This is a genomic window from Gallibacterium sp. ZY190522 (genome assembly GCF_054166015.1).
On record NZ_CM135118.1, the window covers coordinates 467,705 to 483,904 of the forward strand.

At 40.8% G+C, this 16,200-nt stretch carries 11 protein-coding genes; 4 read left to right on the forward strand and 7 right to left on the reverse strand.

Features of this window, described 5'->3' with window-relative positions; all coding sequences use genetic code 11:
• Positions 1 to 61 precede the first annotated feature (61 nt).
• A complete protein-coding gene (locus ACXPAV_RS02130) occupies positions 62 to 1,123 on the forward strand; it encodes an AI-2E family transporter (RefSeq protein WP_013745227.1) in 1,062 nt (353 codons plus the stop codon).
• Here the strand turns inward: ACXPAV_RS02130 and mreD are convergent.
• From mreD to ACXPAV_RS02145, 3 genes are all read right to left on the reverse strand, one after another.
• On the reverse strand, positions 1,120 to 1,608 hold the full coding sequence (gene mreD, locus ACXPAV_RS02135; RefSeq protein WP_458003867.1) for a rod shape-determining protein MreD: 489 nt from the start codon (positions 1,606 to 1,608) through the stop codon (positions 1,120 to 1,122). The two genes, ACXPAV_RS02130 and mreD, sit on opposite strands and share 4 nt — an antisense overlap.
• A gap of 11 nt (positions 1,609 to 1,619) precedes the next feature.
• Positions 1,620 to 2,618, reverse strand: coding sequence for a rod shape-determining protein MreC (mreC, locus tag ACXPAV_RS02140; RefSeq protein ID WP_458003868.1), 999 nt, complete (start codon positions 2,616 to 2,618; stop codon positions 1,620 to 1,622).
• 62 nt (positions 2,619 to 2,680) lie between these two features.
• On the reverse strand, positions 2,681 to 3,733 hold the full coding sequence (locus ACXPAV_RS02145) for a rod shape-determining protein (protein WP_039087557.1): 1,053 nt from the start codon (positions 3,731 to 3,733) through the stop codon (positions 2,681 to 2,683).
• A 355-nt stretch (positions 3,734 to 4,088) separates the two neighbouring features.
• On the opposite strand from ACXPAV_RS02145, the gene ACXPAV_RS02150 reads away from it, so the two are divergent.
• On the forward strand, positions 4,089 to 5,291 hold the full coding sequence (locus ACXPAV_RS02150) for a YadA-like family protein (RefSeq protein ID WP_458003869.1): 1,203 nt from the start codon (positions 4,089 to 4,091) through the stop codon (positions 5,289 to 5,291).
• 96 nt (positions 5,292 to 5,387) lie between these two features.
• On the opposite strand, the gene ACXPAV_RS02155 is transcribed toward ACXPAV_RS02150, so the two are convergent.
• The 4 genes from ACXPAV_RS02155 to ACXPAV_RS02170 all read right to left on the reverse strand — a co-directional run bounded on the left by ACXPAV_RS02155 (position 5,388) and on the right by ACXPAV_RS02170 (position 11,785).
• Entirely contained in the window at positions 5,388 to 8,462 is a 3,075-nt protein-coding gene (locus tag ACXPAV_RS02155; protein WP_458003870.1) for an efflux RND transporter permease subunit, read from the reverse strand.
• A gap of 23 nt (positions 8,463 to 8,485) precedes the next feature.
• Positions 8,486 to 9,676: an efflux RND transporter periplasmic adaptor subunit gene (locus ACXPAV_RS02160; RefSeq protein ID WP_335795124.1), complete on the reverse strand. Its 1,191-nt coding sequence runs from the start codon at positions 9,674 to 9,676 to the stop codon at positions 8,486 to 8,488.
• A 32-nt stretch (positions 9,677 to 9,708) separates the two neighbouring features.
• The gene (locus ACXPAV_RS02165; protein WP_458003871.1) at positions 9,709 to 10,284 is read right to left on the reverse strand and encodes a TetR/AcrR family transcriptional regulator; all 576 of its coding nucleotides are present in this window, start codon (positions 10,282 to 10,284) and stop codon (positions 9,709 to 9,711) included.
• Positions 10,285 to 10,498: 214 nt separating this feature from the next.
• A complete protein-coding gene (locus tag ACXPAV_RS02170) occupies positions 10,499 to 11,785 on the reverse strand; it encodes a citrate synthase (RefSeq protein WP_018347268.1) in 1,287 nt (428 codons plus the stop codon).
• Positions 11,786 to 12,130: 345 nt separating this feature from the next.
• On the opposite strand from ACXPAV_RS02170, the gene sucA reads away from it, so the two are divergent.
• Together sucA and odhB are read left to right on the forward strand one after the other, a co-directional pair.
• Positions 12,131 to 14,944 (forward strand): 2-oxoglutarate dehydrogenase E1 component, encoded by a 2,814-nt coding sequence (gene sucA, locus ACXPAV_RS02175; protein WP_065231115.1) that lies wholly within the window; start codon positions 12,131 to 12,133, stop codon positions 14,942 to 14,944.
• Positions 14,945 to 14,961: 17 nt separating this feature from the next.
• Complete coding sequence (odhB, locus tag ACXPAV_RS02180) at positions 14,962 to 16,173, forward strand: 2-oxoglutarate dehydrogenase complex dihydrolipoyllysine-residue succinyltransferase (RefSeq protein WP_039080969.1); 1,212 nt, start codon at positions 14,962 to 14,964, stop codon at positions 16,171 to 16,173.
• Positions 16,174 to 16,200: the final 27 nt, after the last annotated feature.

Consider the following 16,200-nt stretch of genomic DNA (forward strand, 5'->3'; position numbering starts at 1 on the left):
CCCTTTATTCAAGTAAATAACTTGCTTATAATCTAAGGGTTTTTGATTAAGGAGTAGGGGTATGTTGGCTGTATTTAAAGAGTGGTACCGACGCCGTTTTAGTGACCCTCAAGCGGCTGGACTGTTCAGTCTGTTGTTGATAGTTTGTGTCGGGTTTTATTTTTTTAGCGATCTTTTCACACCGTTATTGATTGCGATTGTGTTGGCATACCTATTGGAATTACCGATTCAGTATCTGACGACAAGATTTAAATTTCCGCATTTATTGGCTTTAGCATTGGTGCTGGGCGGTTTTATCGCTGCAGTGCTGTTTGTCTTTATTGTGATGATTCCGACCCTTTGGAATCAAACCGTAAACCTATTGAAAGATCTGCCGACAATGAGCAATCAGTTGCATCAATGGGTGCTTTCGTTGCCGGAAAATTATCCTGAGTATGTGGATTACGCAATGATTGATACCGTTTTTAATGGTTTACGTGAGAAAATTCTCGGTTTCGGTGAATCGGCATTGCGTTATTCTTTAACTTCTATTGTCAGTTTGGTCACGTTGGGCATCTATGCCTTTTTGGTGCCGTTGATGGTTTTCTTTTTATTGAAAGATAAAAACTATCTGATTTCCGGTGTGAGCCGTTTTCTGCCTAAAAATCGCCAATTAGTAAATCAGGTGTGGGATGAAATGAAACAGCAGATTGCCAATTATATTCGCGGTAAGGTTGTTGAAATTGTGGTGGTAACAGCGGTCAGTTATGTTACTTTCCTGATTTTCAAACTGAATTACTCTTTATTGCTGGCGGTAGCGATTGGTTTATCGGTGTTAGTGCCTTATGTCGGCGCTGTCTTGGTGACAATTCCGTTGGCGTTGGTGGCACTGTTTCAGTTCGGTTGGTCAGCAACGTTCGGTTATTTAATGCTGGTTTATACCATTACCCAAATTTTGGATGGTAATTTATTAGTGCCGTTGCTGTTCTCGGAAGCGGTTAATTTGCATCCATTGGTGATTATTGTATCGGTTATCTTTTTTGGCGGTTTGTGGGGCTTTTGGGGCGTGTTCTTTGCCATTCCGTTGGCAACGCTGGTGAAAGCCATTATCACTGCGTTGCCTCCGGTCACCGGCTCTGATTAACGTAGTGCCAGTTTGCGGCGTAATCCTCTTAAGATCAGGAATAACCAAGGCCATAAAATACCACTTAAAACTGCGCCAATAAATTCTTGCGAATCGAATACCGCGCTGTGTAAAAACAGTGCCAACAAGAAGATACTGCAACGGATTAGAAAAACGAACAAAATGACCAATAGGCTTTGTTGCCACAAAGAGAGATTGCGTAAAATCATCGAGTTAACGGCAATCAGATAGGCAAAAATGGATAAAATTAAGGTATGGATACCCAAAATTGAGCCTAAAATGAGATCCCAAACTAAGCCGATTAAAAAGGCGATGCCGATATTGACTCGATTCGGAATAGCCATTACCCAATAAAGCAAAACCAAAACCACCCACGCCGGACGATAGCCTCTAAATTCTGCCGGCCAAGGCATAATTTCTAATACAAAAGCGATAACGAAAGTAAAGGCGATCATCAGCCATTGAAATAACACATTTGCTTTCATAAAGATTCCTTTTATTCTTCTTCTATTTTTTCTTTAGCAGGCGGTAGCTGACGGTTTTCTAAAGACGGAACAGTATTATCACCATTGTTTGCTCTATTTCTGAGGTCGTAAATTTCTTGAGAGGATGATAACCGCTGTTTAACCACCTCTTTAATTTGATTCGGTGAGTTGTGTAAACGTTTGATATCTTCGTTGGTTGGCCACAATAGTAACAAGTAACGTAAACGCTCCAATGAGGCGAGCGGCTTGGCGACTACTGTCGCAAAATAGTTATTGCCTTCTCGGGATACCGATTCAACAATCGCAACCGGATAGCCCTCCGGAAAACGGTGCCCTAAACCAGAAGTGACTAATAAATCACCTTTTTCAATGTCGGCTGAACGGGATACATTATCTAAAACCAATTCGTCTGCACGACCGGTACCGCTGGCGATAACACGAATATCGGAACGTAGCACTTGTAGCGGAATGGAATGAGTTACATCGGAAATGAGCAAAATGCGACTGGTATTTTGTCCGACAGAGATAATTTGCCCGACCACCCCTTTTTCATCAATAACAGGTTGTCCGACATAAGCACCATCTTTTTCACCACGATTAATCACTACCTGCTGACGATAAGGATCGGTTTCCGCCGTAAGCACTTCAGCAATTTTTTTATATTCATCGTGGCGTAGCGGTGAATTTAATAACAAGCGTAGCCGTTGATTTTCTACTTTTAATTGATCAAGCAATAACAGATCGGCATTTTTTTCCAACAGTTGATCTTTTAAGACTTTGTTTTCAATTTGCAAGGTGTTGGTATCCACCAAATTATCAGAAACACCGTCCAATAAAGAACGTGGCGTATTGGCTAAATAATAGATCCAACTCACCGCCGTTTCCAATAAACTGCGGAGCTGCAATAGATTACGTGTTTGCCCGTCGGAAAACATTAAAATAACCGATAATAGGGTTGCAAAAACTAATCGAACACCAAGAGAAGGGGATTTTGAAAAAATTGGTTTCATACTGTGAAAGCTAAAAATAGCGTAGCTTATTGCTAAGCCACGCTAAATGAATGATTTAAAAATTAATCGTCGCTGAAAATATCGCCGCCGAGTTTATCGATCATTTCTAATGCTTCACCGCCACCGCGAGCAACGCAAGTTAATGGATCATCTGCTACGATAACCGGCACACCAGATTCTTTTGCCAATAGAATATCAATGTTTTTCATTAATGCACCACCACCGGTAAGCACCATTCCACGCTCAAAAATATCAGCAGCTAATTCCGGCGGACATTGCTCAAGAGCAGTGCGTACTGCACGCACAATACCATCAAGCGGTTGTTGTATAGCTTCTAATACATCGTGAGTGTTTAACGTAAAGGTTCTTGGCGCACCTTCTGCAAGATTATTACCCTGCACTTCCATTTCTAAAATTTCATCACCTTCGGCAATGTAAGCGGTAGCAAGTTCTTTCTTAATTTTTTCTGCGGTGATTTCACCGATAGATGAACCGAAAGTACGGCGGACATAATTGATAATCGAGTCATCAAACCGGTCACCACCAATACGAACAGAAGAGGAATAGACCACACCATTTAATGAAATCACGGCAACTTCGGTTGTACCGCCACCAATATCGATTACCATTGAACCTGTCGCTTCAGAAACAGGCAGTTTGGCACCGATTGCTGCCGCCATTGGTTCTTCGATTAAATGCACTTCACGAGCTCCGGCGCCATAGGCTGATTCTTTAATTGCACGGCGTTCCACTTGGGTGGCGCCGGCAGGCACGCAAACAAGCACACGTGGGCTTGGACGCATAAAGTTATTACGGTGAACTTGCTTAATGAAATATTGCAACATTTTTTCGGTTACAAAGAAGTCGGCAATCACACCATCTTTCATAGGGCGAATGGCACTAATACTTTTTGGTGTTCTACCGATCATCAATTTTGCTTCGTGACCGACAGCAGCAATGCTTTTTAGCGAACCGACACGATCTTGACGAATTGCTACTACAGAAGGTTCATCAAGCACAATGCCCTGACCTTTAACGTAAATGAGAGTATTAGCTGTACCTAAATCAATAGAGAGGTCATTAGAAAAAAGACCACGAATTTTTTTAAACATAATTTTCCGCTTATCTGAGTAATTAAATTGGGGTTGTTTTTTTACAGTGAAAAAAATTGGTGTAAATTTACCAAAAAATCGGGCTGTTTAATAGGGAGAGGATAGGATTTTTTTGATATTCTCTCCCTTCTAAAGGAGGTGTTTTGCGATACAGAGCGGTAAAAGGTAAAAAAACAGAGTGCGGCTCACAAATATCATTTTTTCTAATTGATTTTTACCCCCCCCCCTAGGTATGATGCTTATAACAAAAAGTCTTTTTATGAATTAACTTAGAAATTAAAGCTTAAGATAAGCAATAAGTTAGTCTAAAAAATGTGAGTAACTAAACTAAACTAAACTAAAATAAGGGGAAATATCTATGTTAATTAAATTAGATAGATCATTTTTTATGTATTTACCACTGATGTTGTCAATATCTTTTAATGTTTTTGCTAAAGATGAGGATAGCGGTCATAGAACAGAGCGGCCTGATACTTGTGCTCCTTGTGAGAGACTAGATCTTATTGATGCCATACTTGGTGTTGATACTTGGGGAAAAGTAACCCACCCCAAGTATTCTAATAGACAATCAGATTTTTACCGGGATTACGTTTTGAATTATATTCCTGGCGAAGAGGACAATGATCCCGATGCTGTTGCAGAAATAAAAGAATTTATAAAGGAAAACACAATAATTGGGACATTAGAAAGCGGCATAGAGACAAATAAAACTTCGATAACAGATAACACTAGTGCGATAGATGCGAATAAAACTGCTATAACCAAAAACACTAATGCGATAACGGAGAACAACAAAGCTATAACCAAAAACACTAATGCGATAACGGAGAACAACAAAGCTATAACCAAAAACACTAATGCGATAACGGAGAACAACAAAGCTATAACCAAAAACACTAATGCGATAACGGAGAACAACAAAGCTATAACTAAAAACACTAATGCGATAACGGAGAACAACAAAGCTATAACCAAAAACACTAATGCGATAACGGAGAACAACAAAGCTATAACCAAAAACACTAATGCGATAACGGAGAACAACAAAGCTATAATCAAAAACACTAATGCGATAACGGAGAACAACAAAGCTATAACCAATAACACTAGTGCGATAGAGGCGAATAAAACTGCTATAACCAATAACACTAGTGCGATAAATACGAATAGAATTGCTATAACCAACAATACTAATGCGATAAATGCGAATAGAACTGTAATAGAAAATCATGAAGATCGTATTCAACAACTTGAAAGCAGAAAATTAAATTTGGATAAGCAAATTAATCAATTGCATCGCGATATAAAATCATTAGATGATCGTCTTGCTAGTGGGATTGCAGCTAGCAATGCAATGGCTGGTTTAGTTTCGGCGACTAAAGATGGAAAAAGTATGATTGCTGTCGGTTTAGGAACTTATCGTGATCGTAGTGCTATTGCGATTGGAATATCAAGATTAAGTGATAATGGGCGTTGGAAAGCAAAATTTAGTTTTGCAACAGGAATGAATGGCAGTAATAAAGATCTTAGTACATCAACTTCTATTGGTTATCAATTCTAATTGTTGTTGAATCTTAAATGAAAATGTTCCTTTTTTGTTTTTAGATTATTGATAAAGGTCTGGATAATGCTCCAGACCTTTTATTTTATTGTGGGATTAAGAAGCGCTTTCTTCAAAGACTGGCAACGGCTTGTGTTTACTTGCTACCAAGGTATAAATTACCGGTAATACAAATAAGGTAAACAATGTGCCGATAGCTAAGCCAGATACGATCACAATACCAATACTAAATCGGGATACTGCACCAGCACCGCTTGCGTAAAGTAACGGAATCAAACCGGCGATCATTGCGGCGGTGGTCATCAGAATTGGGCGTAACCGCACTTTTGCCGCATAGCTGATGGCTTCAATACGATCTTTGCCGAACAATAATTGCTGTTCTTTTGCCACTTCACACATCAAGATTCCGTGTTTGGTAATTAAACCAACCAAAGTAATCAATCCTACTTCTGAATAAATATTCAGCGTTGTGCCGGCAATGCCGAACAACGACAGAATATTTAACATCAATAACGCGCCACTGATTGCCAACGGTACGGAGATCATAATGACCAACGGATCGCGCATTGATTCGAATTGGATGGAAAGTACTAAGAAGATAATCAATACCGCCAGTACGAAAGTGACTGCCAGCGCATTACCTTCCTGTACGAATTGACGTGCTTCGCCTTTGAAGTCATAGCTGTAATTGCTTGGCAACAAAGAAGCCCCTTCACCTTCAAACCACTCTACTGCATCACCAACAGAGCTGGTCGGCATTGGAATTGCACTGATAACCGCAGAACTTAACTGATTGAAACGGCTTAAAGAAAGCGGTTCAGAGTTAATTTCCATTTTAATTAAGTTGCCGAGAGGAACTGAATCACCGTTTGCAGCGGTAACGAAATAGTTATTCAAATCTTCCGGATTTAAACGGTCTGCACGCGGCACTTCAGAAATGATTTTATAGGAACGTCCGTCGATACCGACACGAGTGATGGTGCCGCCGGCGAGATAACTTCCCAATAATTTACTGATCTGCTGCATACTGATACCGTAAGTACCTGCTTTTTCTTTGTCGATAGTAATGTGCATTTGCGGTGTATCGAATTTCAAATCAAGGCTGTTATAAATAAACTTACCGGATTTTCTTGCCGCATTTAACACTTGTTCTGCCACTAACGCAATTTTGTGAATATCATCCGCAGAGGTGATAACGAAACTGACCGGAGGTCCTTCTTCACCGGTTTCAATTTCCGGGAACGAGAAGCCGTTTACACTGATTTCCGGAATAGCGTTCGCTTTCTGGTTGATCTCATTTGCAATTTCAGTTTGGCTGCGGTCACGGTTGCTCCAGTTGGTCAAAGTGGCGATTGCCAATGAAAGGTTGGTACTCGGCACACCGGAAATCACCATAGAGAATTCCACTTCAGGCGTTTCTGAAAGGATTTTCTCATACTGTTTCATTGCATCCTGTACATAATCAATATTGGCATTAGATGGTGCTGTACCCAATGCTAAAATCGCACCTTTATCTTCATTCGGGGTTAATTCACTGGAAAGATTGCTCATTAACACCGGCAAGCTGGCGAAAATCAATACTGCAAAGAAAATCACCAATTTACGGCTGTCCAACATCAATGCCAACATACGTTGATAGAGATCAGTTACACTGTTCAAAGTACGTTCAACACGAATTTCCAGTTTGGTCGGATTGGTGTGAGCCTTGAGGATATTACCGCACATCATTGGTGACAGTGTTAACGCAATAATACCGGAAATAAACACCGCACCGGCAAGGGTTAAGGCGAACTCTTTAAACAGCGTTCCGGTAATTCCGCCCATCAACGCCATTGGTGAATATACCGCACAAAGCGCAATAGTCATTGAGATAACCGGAGTGGCGATTTCACGTGTACCGATAATTGCCGCACGGAATGGGGTTTCGCCTTCTTTGATATGTCGGTCGACATTTTCCAACACTACGATCGCATCATCCACCACCAGACCGATAGCGAGAATCAACGCCAGTAGCGTCATCAGGTTGATCGAGAAATCAAAGAATTGCAGCAACATAATTACCCCGATAAGTGAAATCGGAATAGTGACCACCGGAATAATCATTGCTCGGAAAGAACCTAAGAACATTGTAATCACGACAAGCACGATTACGGTTGCTTCAAAGATGGTGTGAATAACCTCATTGATAGAGTCGTTAATCGCAATGGTTGTATCGTAAAGTACACGGCTTTCGATACTGTTAGGCAAGCTCTCTTTAATAGAGTTATAAAGTGGATAAATGTTTTTTACCACTGTCAATGGGTTAGCATCCGCCGCCGGCTCAATGCCTAAAACGACCGCATTTTCACCATTTGCGGCTGCACGAGCATTATCACTTTCTTTATCCATATCAACTTTAGCAATATCGCCAAGTTTTACGATATTGCCATTTTTAGAGAATAACACTAAGTTGCGCAACTCATCAGCGGATTTTGTGGTGGTTTCCACTTTGTTTTTATAGGTAACATAATAACTGTTGGCACTACCTGCCGCAGTCTGTACGTTATTTTGTGACAATGCTCCCATTACATCGCTGGCGGACAAGCCGAGCGCTGCCATTTTTTCAGGTTGCAGCCAAATACGCAAAGCGTAAGAAGCGCCTCCGAAAACTTCCACTTTTGCCACACCGGATACCGTAAAGAATTGTGGTTTGACAACACGTTCAATGTAGTCGGTAACCTGACTGGAATTTAATTCTTTCGAGGTGAAGCCGATATACATAATATCGGAACCACCAGTAGAAGAAGTAATGGTCGGGTCTTCAATGTCCGAAGGCAGTTGTGAACGAACCGAGTTTACTTTTGCCAATACATCAGCTAATGCACCGTTTGGATCAGCATTTAACTTCATTTTCACTGTAATGCTAGATGAACCCTGAGCGCTGGAGGATGACATATAGTCAATATTATCCGCCTGTGCTACTGCCTCTTCAATTTTTGAAGTAATAAAGGCTTCGACAAGTTCTGCATCTGCTCCTGGATAAGCTGTTGTAATATTAATTACAGTAGTAACGAGTTTTGGATATTCCCGAACAGCCAGTTTTGATATTGCTTGTAGTCCCAGAATGACAATCAACAAGCTAATCGAAATGGCAAGCACCGGGCGTTTAATAAAAAGATCAGTAAATTTCATCTTTTTTCCTAATTTGCTAATACTTAAAGATTAGTTTTTGTTTCTGGTTCAGTAGCACCAATCACCGGTTTATCAACCATTCTGACATAACTGCCGCCGCTGACATTTTGCAACCCACCGGTAATGATATAGGTGCCGGCTTTGAGTGCAGGGTTTGCTGCTAATTGGGCGTGAACACTGCGACGGTCTTTGGTTTGCACTGTGATTTGTTGTGCTTTATAGACATTATCCAACGATTGGTCGCCGAGTTTCGCTTTATCTTCTTCTGTAAGCGGAACGAGGATATAAGCGGTTTCACCATACATATTGTAGCTGATGGCAACTTGAGGCACGACCACTTGATTGGTTTCGGTTTGACGTTCTACTTTAAGATGAACGAACATACCGGAAATTAATTTGGTTTGCCCTTCAAAAGTGGCTTCCACTTCGACTAACCCAGTGGATTTGTTAATAGCCGGTTCGATCGCGGTGATTACTGCTGAGAAAGTTTCATCAGGATAAACATCGCTAACCGCTTTTACCTGCTGTTGTAGGTGTAATTGACTGAGTTCGTCTTGCGAAATGCCGAAATTGACTTTCATTTTGCTACGATCTTCAACTCGTACAATTTCAGTACCGGCAGTAACGTATTCACCGACATTCACTTTAATGATACCGGCTTCACCATCGAACGGTGCAACAATCTGACGACGCTGAATCGTTGCTTTTAAACCATTGACAGTAGCAACCAAGTTTTCATAAGTGGCTTTTGCATTATCCAATTCAGTTTTTGAAACGCTATTGGTTTTCATCAAGGCAAGGTAACGGTTATAAGTCAATTTAGCCGCCGGAAGTTTTGCTTCCGCCGCAACCAGATTGGCTTTTTCAACCGAGTTATCCAACTCAACCAACACTTGTCCTTTTTTCACGTGTTGCCCGGATTGAATATTGACGCTGGCGACAGTGCCGGTGCCTTGTGAACTCAACATTGCACCTTGGTTCGGTCGCACCAATGCAGTGCTGTTAATCACCGGAATCCAATCTTGAGGTTCAATTTTCACCGCCGTAATTGGAATAATGTTAGGCGGCATATTGCTTAAGAATTCGTTGGTTTTCACTTTTTTAATAAAATGCGCAGCAATCACCAACGCAAATATCAACAGTGTGACTAACAAAACGACTTTCACAATAAAGCGTTTTGAACGACGAGGCTTTACAGCCTGATTTTCAGCCATTTAAATTTCTCCGTATTAAAAAATAAATCATATTAAGAAAGGGGCAAAATAGCATTCCAGCTATGTTGGATAATCTTTTCTAAATCCTGCTTATCACTTTTCATTCGTAAATGAAGATCTTTTTCTGCCATATTGATCGCACTTTCCAAGCTTAAACTGAACAGAATATCAGGATGCAGATCGGCAATTTCACCGCTTTGCTTTCCTCTTTCGGTTAAACAGTACCAAGCATCATCAGTAATATTCAGGCACTCTTCGATAATGTCGTAAAAATCCGGCAGCGCGCGGTATTGATTCATTGTGAGTATGACCTGAGGGTTGGCGTGTAGCCAGTGCCACAAATTCCACCACATTTGACGATATTGTTGAAATAGTGGTAAATCCGGATTAATTCCTTTATTAACACAAGTTTGGAAGCGTTGGAAAAGATCAAAGGCAAGACGTTGCAATAATTCTTCTTTGCTTTTGAAATAGATATAAATAGTTCCGGCAGCAATTCCTGCTTCTTTAGCGATTTTTTGCATAGAGAGTTGGTGTACACCATATTGGGCAATCAACTTTTCTGTTGCACGAAAGATCTGCTGAAGCATTTCATTTTCTGCTGTCATTGCGGTTTTTCTCTCCTATTTGGGGTGTGAATGAACGTTCGTTCATTCTATTTTTTTTGTGATCAAAGTCAAGATTTTCTTCGTGTAAGTTTAGACAAGATTTATTAGGAAATAGTTAGTGCCAATGCAGATTGGTTGCGGATTTCTGTGTTAAAAAATCCCACATTTTTATTGCTAAAAATGTGGGAAAAAGGAAAGTCAATGTCGGAGGAAATTATTTTTTATCCATTGGCTCAAAATCACGTTGTTTGTGGCCGGTATAAATTTGGCGAGGACGTACAATTTTGAAGTTGCCTTGATTGTACATTTCTTTCCAGTGGGCGATCCAACCAACGGTACGACCTAAAGCAAACATTACGGTAAACATTGAGGTTGGGATACCGATTGCTTTTAAGATGATACCGGAATAGAAGTCAACGTTCGGATAAAGATTCTTTTCAATGAAGTACGGATCGTTAAGTGCGATACGTTCCAATTCCATCGCTACATCAAATAATGGATTATTAATCTTCAATTCCTGCAATACTTCGTGGCAGGTTTGACGCATTACTTTAGCACGAGGGTCGTAGTTTTTATAAACACGGTGACCAAAGCCCATTAAACGGAACGGATCGTTTTTATCTTTTGCACGCGCGATAAATTCAGGAATACGATCAACAGTACCGATTTCTTCCAACATATTGATGCAGGCTTCGTTGGCGCCACCGTGAGCAGGCCCCCATAAAGAGGCGATACCGGCAGCGATACAAGCGAATGGGTTTGCACCGGAAGAAGCGGCAGTACGTACTGTTGAAGTTGAAGCGTTTTGTTCGTGGTCAGCGTGGAGGATAAAGATACGATCCATTGCTTTTTCAAGAACCGGATTGACAACATATGGTTCACAAGGAGTAGCGAACATCATATAAAGGAAATTACCCGCATAAGATAGATGATTTTGCGGGAACATAAATGGTTGACCGATAGAATATTTATAACACATTGCGGCAAGTGTCGGCATTTTTGCCAATAAACGAATTGCAGTCAATTCACGGTTTTGGGCATCTTTCACATCGATAGAGTCGTGGTAGAACGCAGCTAATGCACCACTAACACCGCACATTACTGCCATCGGGTGAGAGTCACGACGGAAACCGTTGAAGAAACGACTTAACTGTTCGTGTACAAGAGTGTGTCTTTTTACTAATTGAGTGAATTCTTTGTATTGTTCTAAGGTTGGACGTTCGCCGAAAAGTAATAAATAGGCGACTTCAAGATAATCAGCATTTTCTGCAAGTTGATCGATTGGATAACCGCGGTGTAATAACACACCTTTATCACCATCGATATAGGTGATGGATGACTTACAAGTTGCGGTCGACATTAAACCCGGGTCAAAGGTAAATAGTTTTTGTGAAGTTAATGATTGCACATCAACCGCATCATAACCTAACTCAGCGTGATGTACATTCAAATCATATTCTCTTCCATCACTGATAGTTAGTTTTGCAGTAAGTTCTGACATAAATTCCTCCTTCTTGTCTTTTTTAGAAAAACGTCAGCATGATATTGTGGGTTTGTTTAACTGTATGTTAATAAGTTGTTATACAATATAACATCATTATTTTTTGCTTGCCCTCACTTTTTTTTCAAAATTAGAGGTAGATCAAAAAATTTTTGCAATTTTTTGTTTTTTTTTTGTTAAAAATGTAACAAATGTCACAGAAAAAAATTTTTTAATGCATAATAATAAGCATACTCCACTTTAGAGTGAATCATCTAGCTATTTTAATGGGTGTATCAAAATGATTTACTCAATAAAATAGTGAAGTTGTAGTTCAACTATAAGTAAAAAATGAAGGACTTATCAATGCAATCTAACAATACAATGAAAGAATGGCTTGCTTCCACAGCTTTTGGTGGTGCGAATCAATCTTATATTGAAGATCTCTATGAATCTTACCTAACTGATCCAAACAGTGTAGCCGAGGAGTGGCAACAGATTTTCCAACAATGGAAAACGGCTAACGACCAACCTCACGCACCGGTAAAAAATTATTTCCGTAAATTGGCCAGTGAAGGCCGTCGCAATCAGCAAACCGTTATTGATCCGGAAGCAGGTGCGAAGCAGGTGCGTTTATTACAATGGATTAATGCATATCGTTTTAGAGGCCACCTTAATGCTGATCTTGACCCATTAAAGATGTGGAACAGACCGGCGATTGATGAATTGGATTACCATTATCACGGTTTTTCAGACGAAGAGTTGGATGAACGCTTTAATATTGGACATTATGTTTACCAACGTGAAAGTATGACGTTGCGTGAAATCGACAAAGCTTTAAAAGAAACTTATTGTGGTCATATCGGGATTGAATTTATGCATATTACCGATATCGATATTCGTCGTTGGTTACAAGAAAAAATTGAATCGGTTTTGAATAAACCGCTGTTCAGCAAAGAAGAGCAGTTGACTTTCTTAAAAGAGTTAACCGCAGCAGACGGCTTGGAGCGTTATTTAGGCGCAAAATTCCCGGGTGCAAAACGTTTCTCATTAGAAGGTAGCGATGCCTTTATTCCTTTAATGAAAGAGATTATCCGTCACGCCAGCAAACAGGGCGTAAAAGATGTGGTGATGGGAATGGCGCACCGCGGACGTTTGAATATGCTGGTGAATGTACTAGGTAAAAAACCGAGTGAATTGTTTGATGAATTTGCCGGAAAACACTTCACTGATCGTACCGGTGATGTGAAATACCACCAAGGTTTCTCTTCTAATTTTATGACCGAACACGGTCTTGTTCACTTAGCATTAGCATTTAACCCTTCTCACTTGGAAATTGTCAGCCCGGTTGTTATCGGTTCTGTGCGTGCAAGACAAAATCGTAGCCACGATACCGAGCGTCAAAATGTGTTGGCGGTAACCGTACACGGTGACTCAGCCGTAGCCGGACAAGGTATTGTGCAGGAAACATTAAATATGTCGGCAACGCGTGGTTATACTGTCGGCGGTACTATTCGTATCGTGATTAATAACCAAATCGGCTTTACTACTTCTAATCCGCACGATACACGTTCTACTGAATACTGTACCGATATTGCAAAGATGATTCAGGCACCGATTATCCACGTAAATGGTGATGATCCGGAAGCGGTGGCCTTTGCCGGACGCATTGCGGTGGAATACCGTGCTAAATTCAAACGTGATATTTTCATTGATTTAATCTCTTATCGTCGTCACGGACACAATGAAGCGGACGAACCTTCTGCCACTCAACCGTTGATGTATAAGAAAATTAAAGGTCATCCGACACCGCGCAAAGTGTATGCTGATTATTTAGTACAACAACAGATTATCAGCGATGAAGAAGCAACCGCTTTGGCGAACGATTATCGCGATAAATTAGACCAAGGTGAGTGTGTTGTTGCGGAATATACGCCAATCGATATGAATAAGATCGACTGGTTGCCTTACTTAAATCACAGTTGGACTTCTCCTTACGAAAGTAAATTCCCGGAAGAGCGTTTTAAAGCATTGGCACATAAGATCAGTGAATATCCGGAAGATCACGTGCTACAAAGTCGTGTTGCGAAAATTTACAATGACCGCCAAGCAATGGCGCGTGGTGAAAAACCGTTTGACTGGGGAATGGCGGAAACAATGGCATATGCCACTTTATTGGATGACGGCAATCATATCCGTTTATCCGGTGAAGATGCAGGACGCGGTACTTTCTTCCATCGTCACGCCGTGTTGCATAATCAACAAAATGGCACCACTTATACGCCGTTACAGCATCTCCATAATAAACAAGGTGAGTTTGAAGTATGGGATTCCGTATTGTCAGAAGAGTCTGTACTTGCATTTGAATACGGTTTTGCTACTACCACACCGAGAACATTAACCTTGTGGGAAGCACAATTCGGGGATTTCGCCAATGTGGCGCAAGTCGTCATTGACCAATTTATCAGCTCCGGCGAACAAAAATGGGGCAGAATGTGCGGTTTGGTAATGCTTTTACCTCATGGTTATGAAGGTCAGGGCCCTGAACACTCATCTGCACGTTTAGAACGCTACCTACAACTTTGTGCGCAAGATAATATCCAAGTTTGCGTACCGTCAACACCGGCACAGGTTTACCATATGTTAAGACGTCAATTATTGCGTAAGGTACGCCGTCCATTGATTGTGATTACACCGAAATCTTTGCTCCGTCATCCATTGGCAGTGTCTGAAATGAAAGAGTTGTATGACGGTTCATTTAAGAATGCGATTGGTGAAATTGATCCGATTGATGCAAAACAGGTGAAACGTGTAGTGCTTTGTTCCGGTAAGGTCTATTACGATCTGTTGGAAGAAAGACGTAAACGTGAAATTAAGGATGTTGCTATTGTTCGTATTGAACAGCTTTATCCATATCCACACGAAGAGATCAAAGAAATTCTATCGGCTTATCAACACGTTACTGATTTTGTTTGGTGCCAAGAAGAACCGCAAAACCAAGGTGCGTGGTATTGTAGCCAACATAATTTCTATGCTTCTATACCGGAAGGAGCAAAATTACGTTATGCAGGTCGTCCGGCATCTGCATCACCGGCAGTCGGTTATATGTCATTACATATCAAACAACAAAAAGCATTGATTGATGACGCATTAACTATTGAAACTAAAGAATCTAACTAAAGTAGAGGGTTATATAAATGAGTAATATTGAAGAAATTGTTGTTCCTGATTTACCGGAATCTGTAGCGGATGCGACCGTAGCAACTTGGCATAAAAAAGCAGGTGAATTCGTTAAACGTGATGAAGTCCTTGTTGAAATTGAAACCGATAAAGTGGTTTTGGAAGTGCCGGCACCTATTGATGGTGTGTTGGATGCTATTGTGGAAGAAGAAGGTGCAACAGTTGTCAGTAAACAATTGTTAGGTAAATTACGCGCTGTTAAAGAAGGCGAAGAAACAAATGCCAGCGTAAATAAAACTGAACCGACACCATCAGATCGTCAACAAGCGGCAATTGAGCCGGAAAGCACAAATGATGCATTGAGTCCGGCAGTTCGTCGTCTATTGGCTGAAAATGATCTTGACCCGAGCAAGATTAAAGGTTCCGGTGTTGGCGGACGTTTAACTCGTGAAGATGTTGAAGCTTATTTAGCTTCCGCATCTAAAGCACCGGCAGCTGCAGCAGCTGAACCGGCTCCGGTATTAGCGGCACGCAGTGAAAAACGTGTTCCGATGACTCGTTTACGTAAACGTATTGCAGAACGTCTACTAGAAGCGAAAAACAGCACTGCAATGTTGACGACTTTCAATGAATTGGATATGACACCAATTAAAAAATTGCGTAAACAGTATGGCGAACAGTTCGAGAAAAAACACGGTGTTCGTTTAGGCTTTATGTCATTCTATGTTAAAGCCGTTGTTGAAGCTTTGAAACGTTATCCGGAAATCAACGCTTCTCTTGATGGCGATGATATTGTTTACCACAACTATTTCGATATCAGCATTGCCGTATCAACCCCACGTGGCTTAGTCACTCCGGTATTACGCGATTGTGATCAACTCAGTATGGCTGAAATTGAAAAACAAATTAAATCACTTGCTGAAAAAGGTCGTGACGGCAAATTAACCGTTGAAGATTTAACCGGCGGTAACTTCACTATTACCAATGGCGGTGTGTTCGGCTCATTAATGTCTACGCCGATTATTAATCCGCCGCAAAGTGCAATTCTTGGTATGCACGCGATTAAAGATCGTCCGGTAGCGGTTAACGGTCAGGTGGAAATTCGCCCAATGATGTATTTGGCGCTCTCTTATGACCACCGTTTGGTAGACGGCAGAGAATCTGTTGGTTTCTTAGTTACAATCAAAGAATTGTTAGAAGATCCGACACGTATTTTATTGGAAATCTAAACTTAATAACCATCACCTTTAATCAAT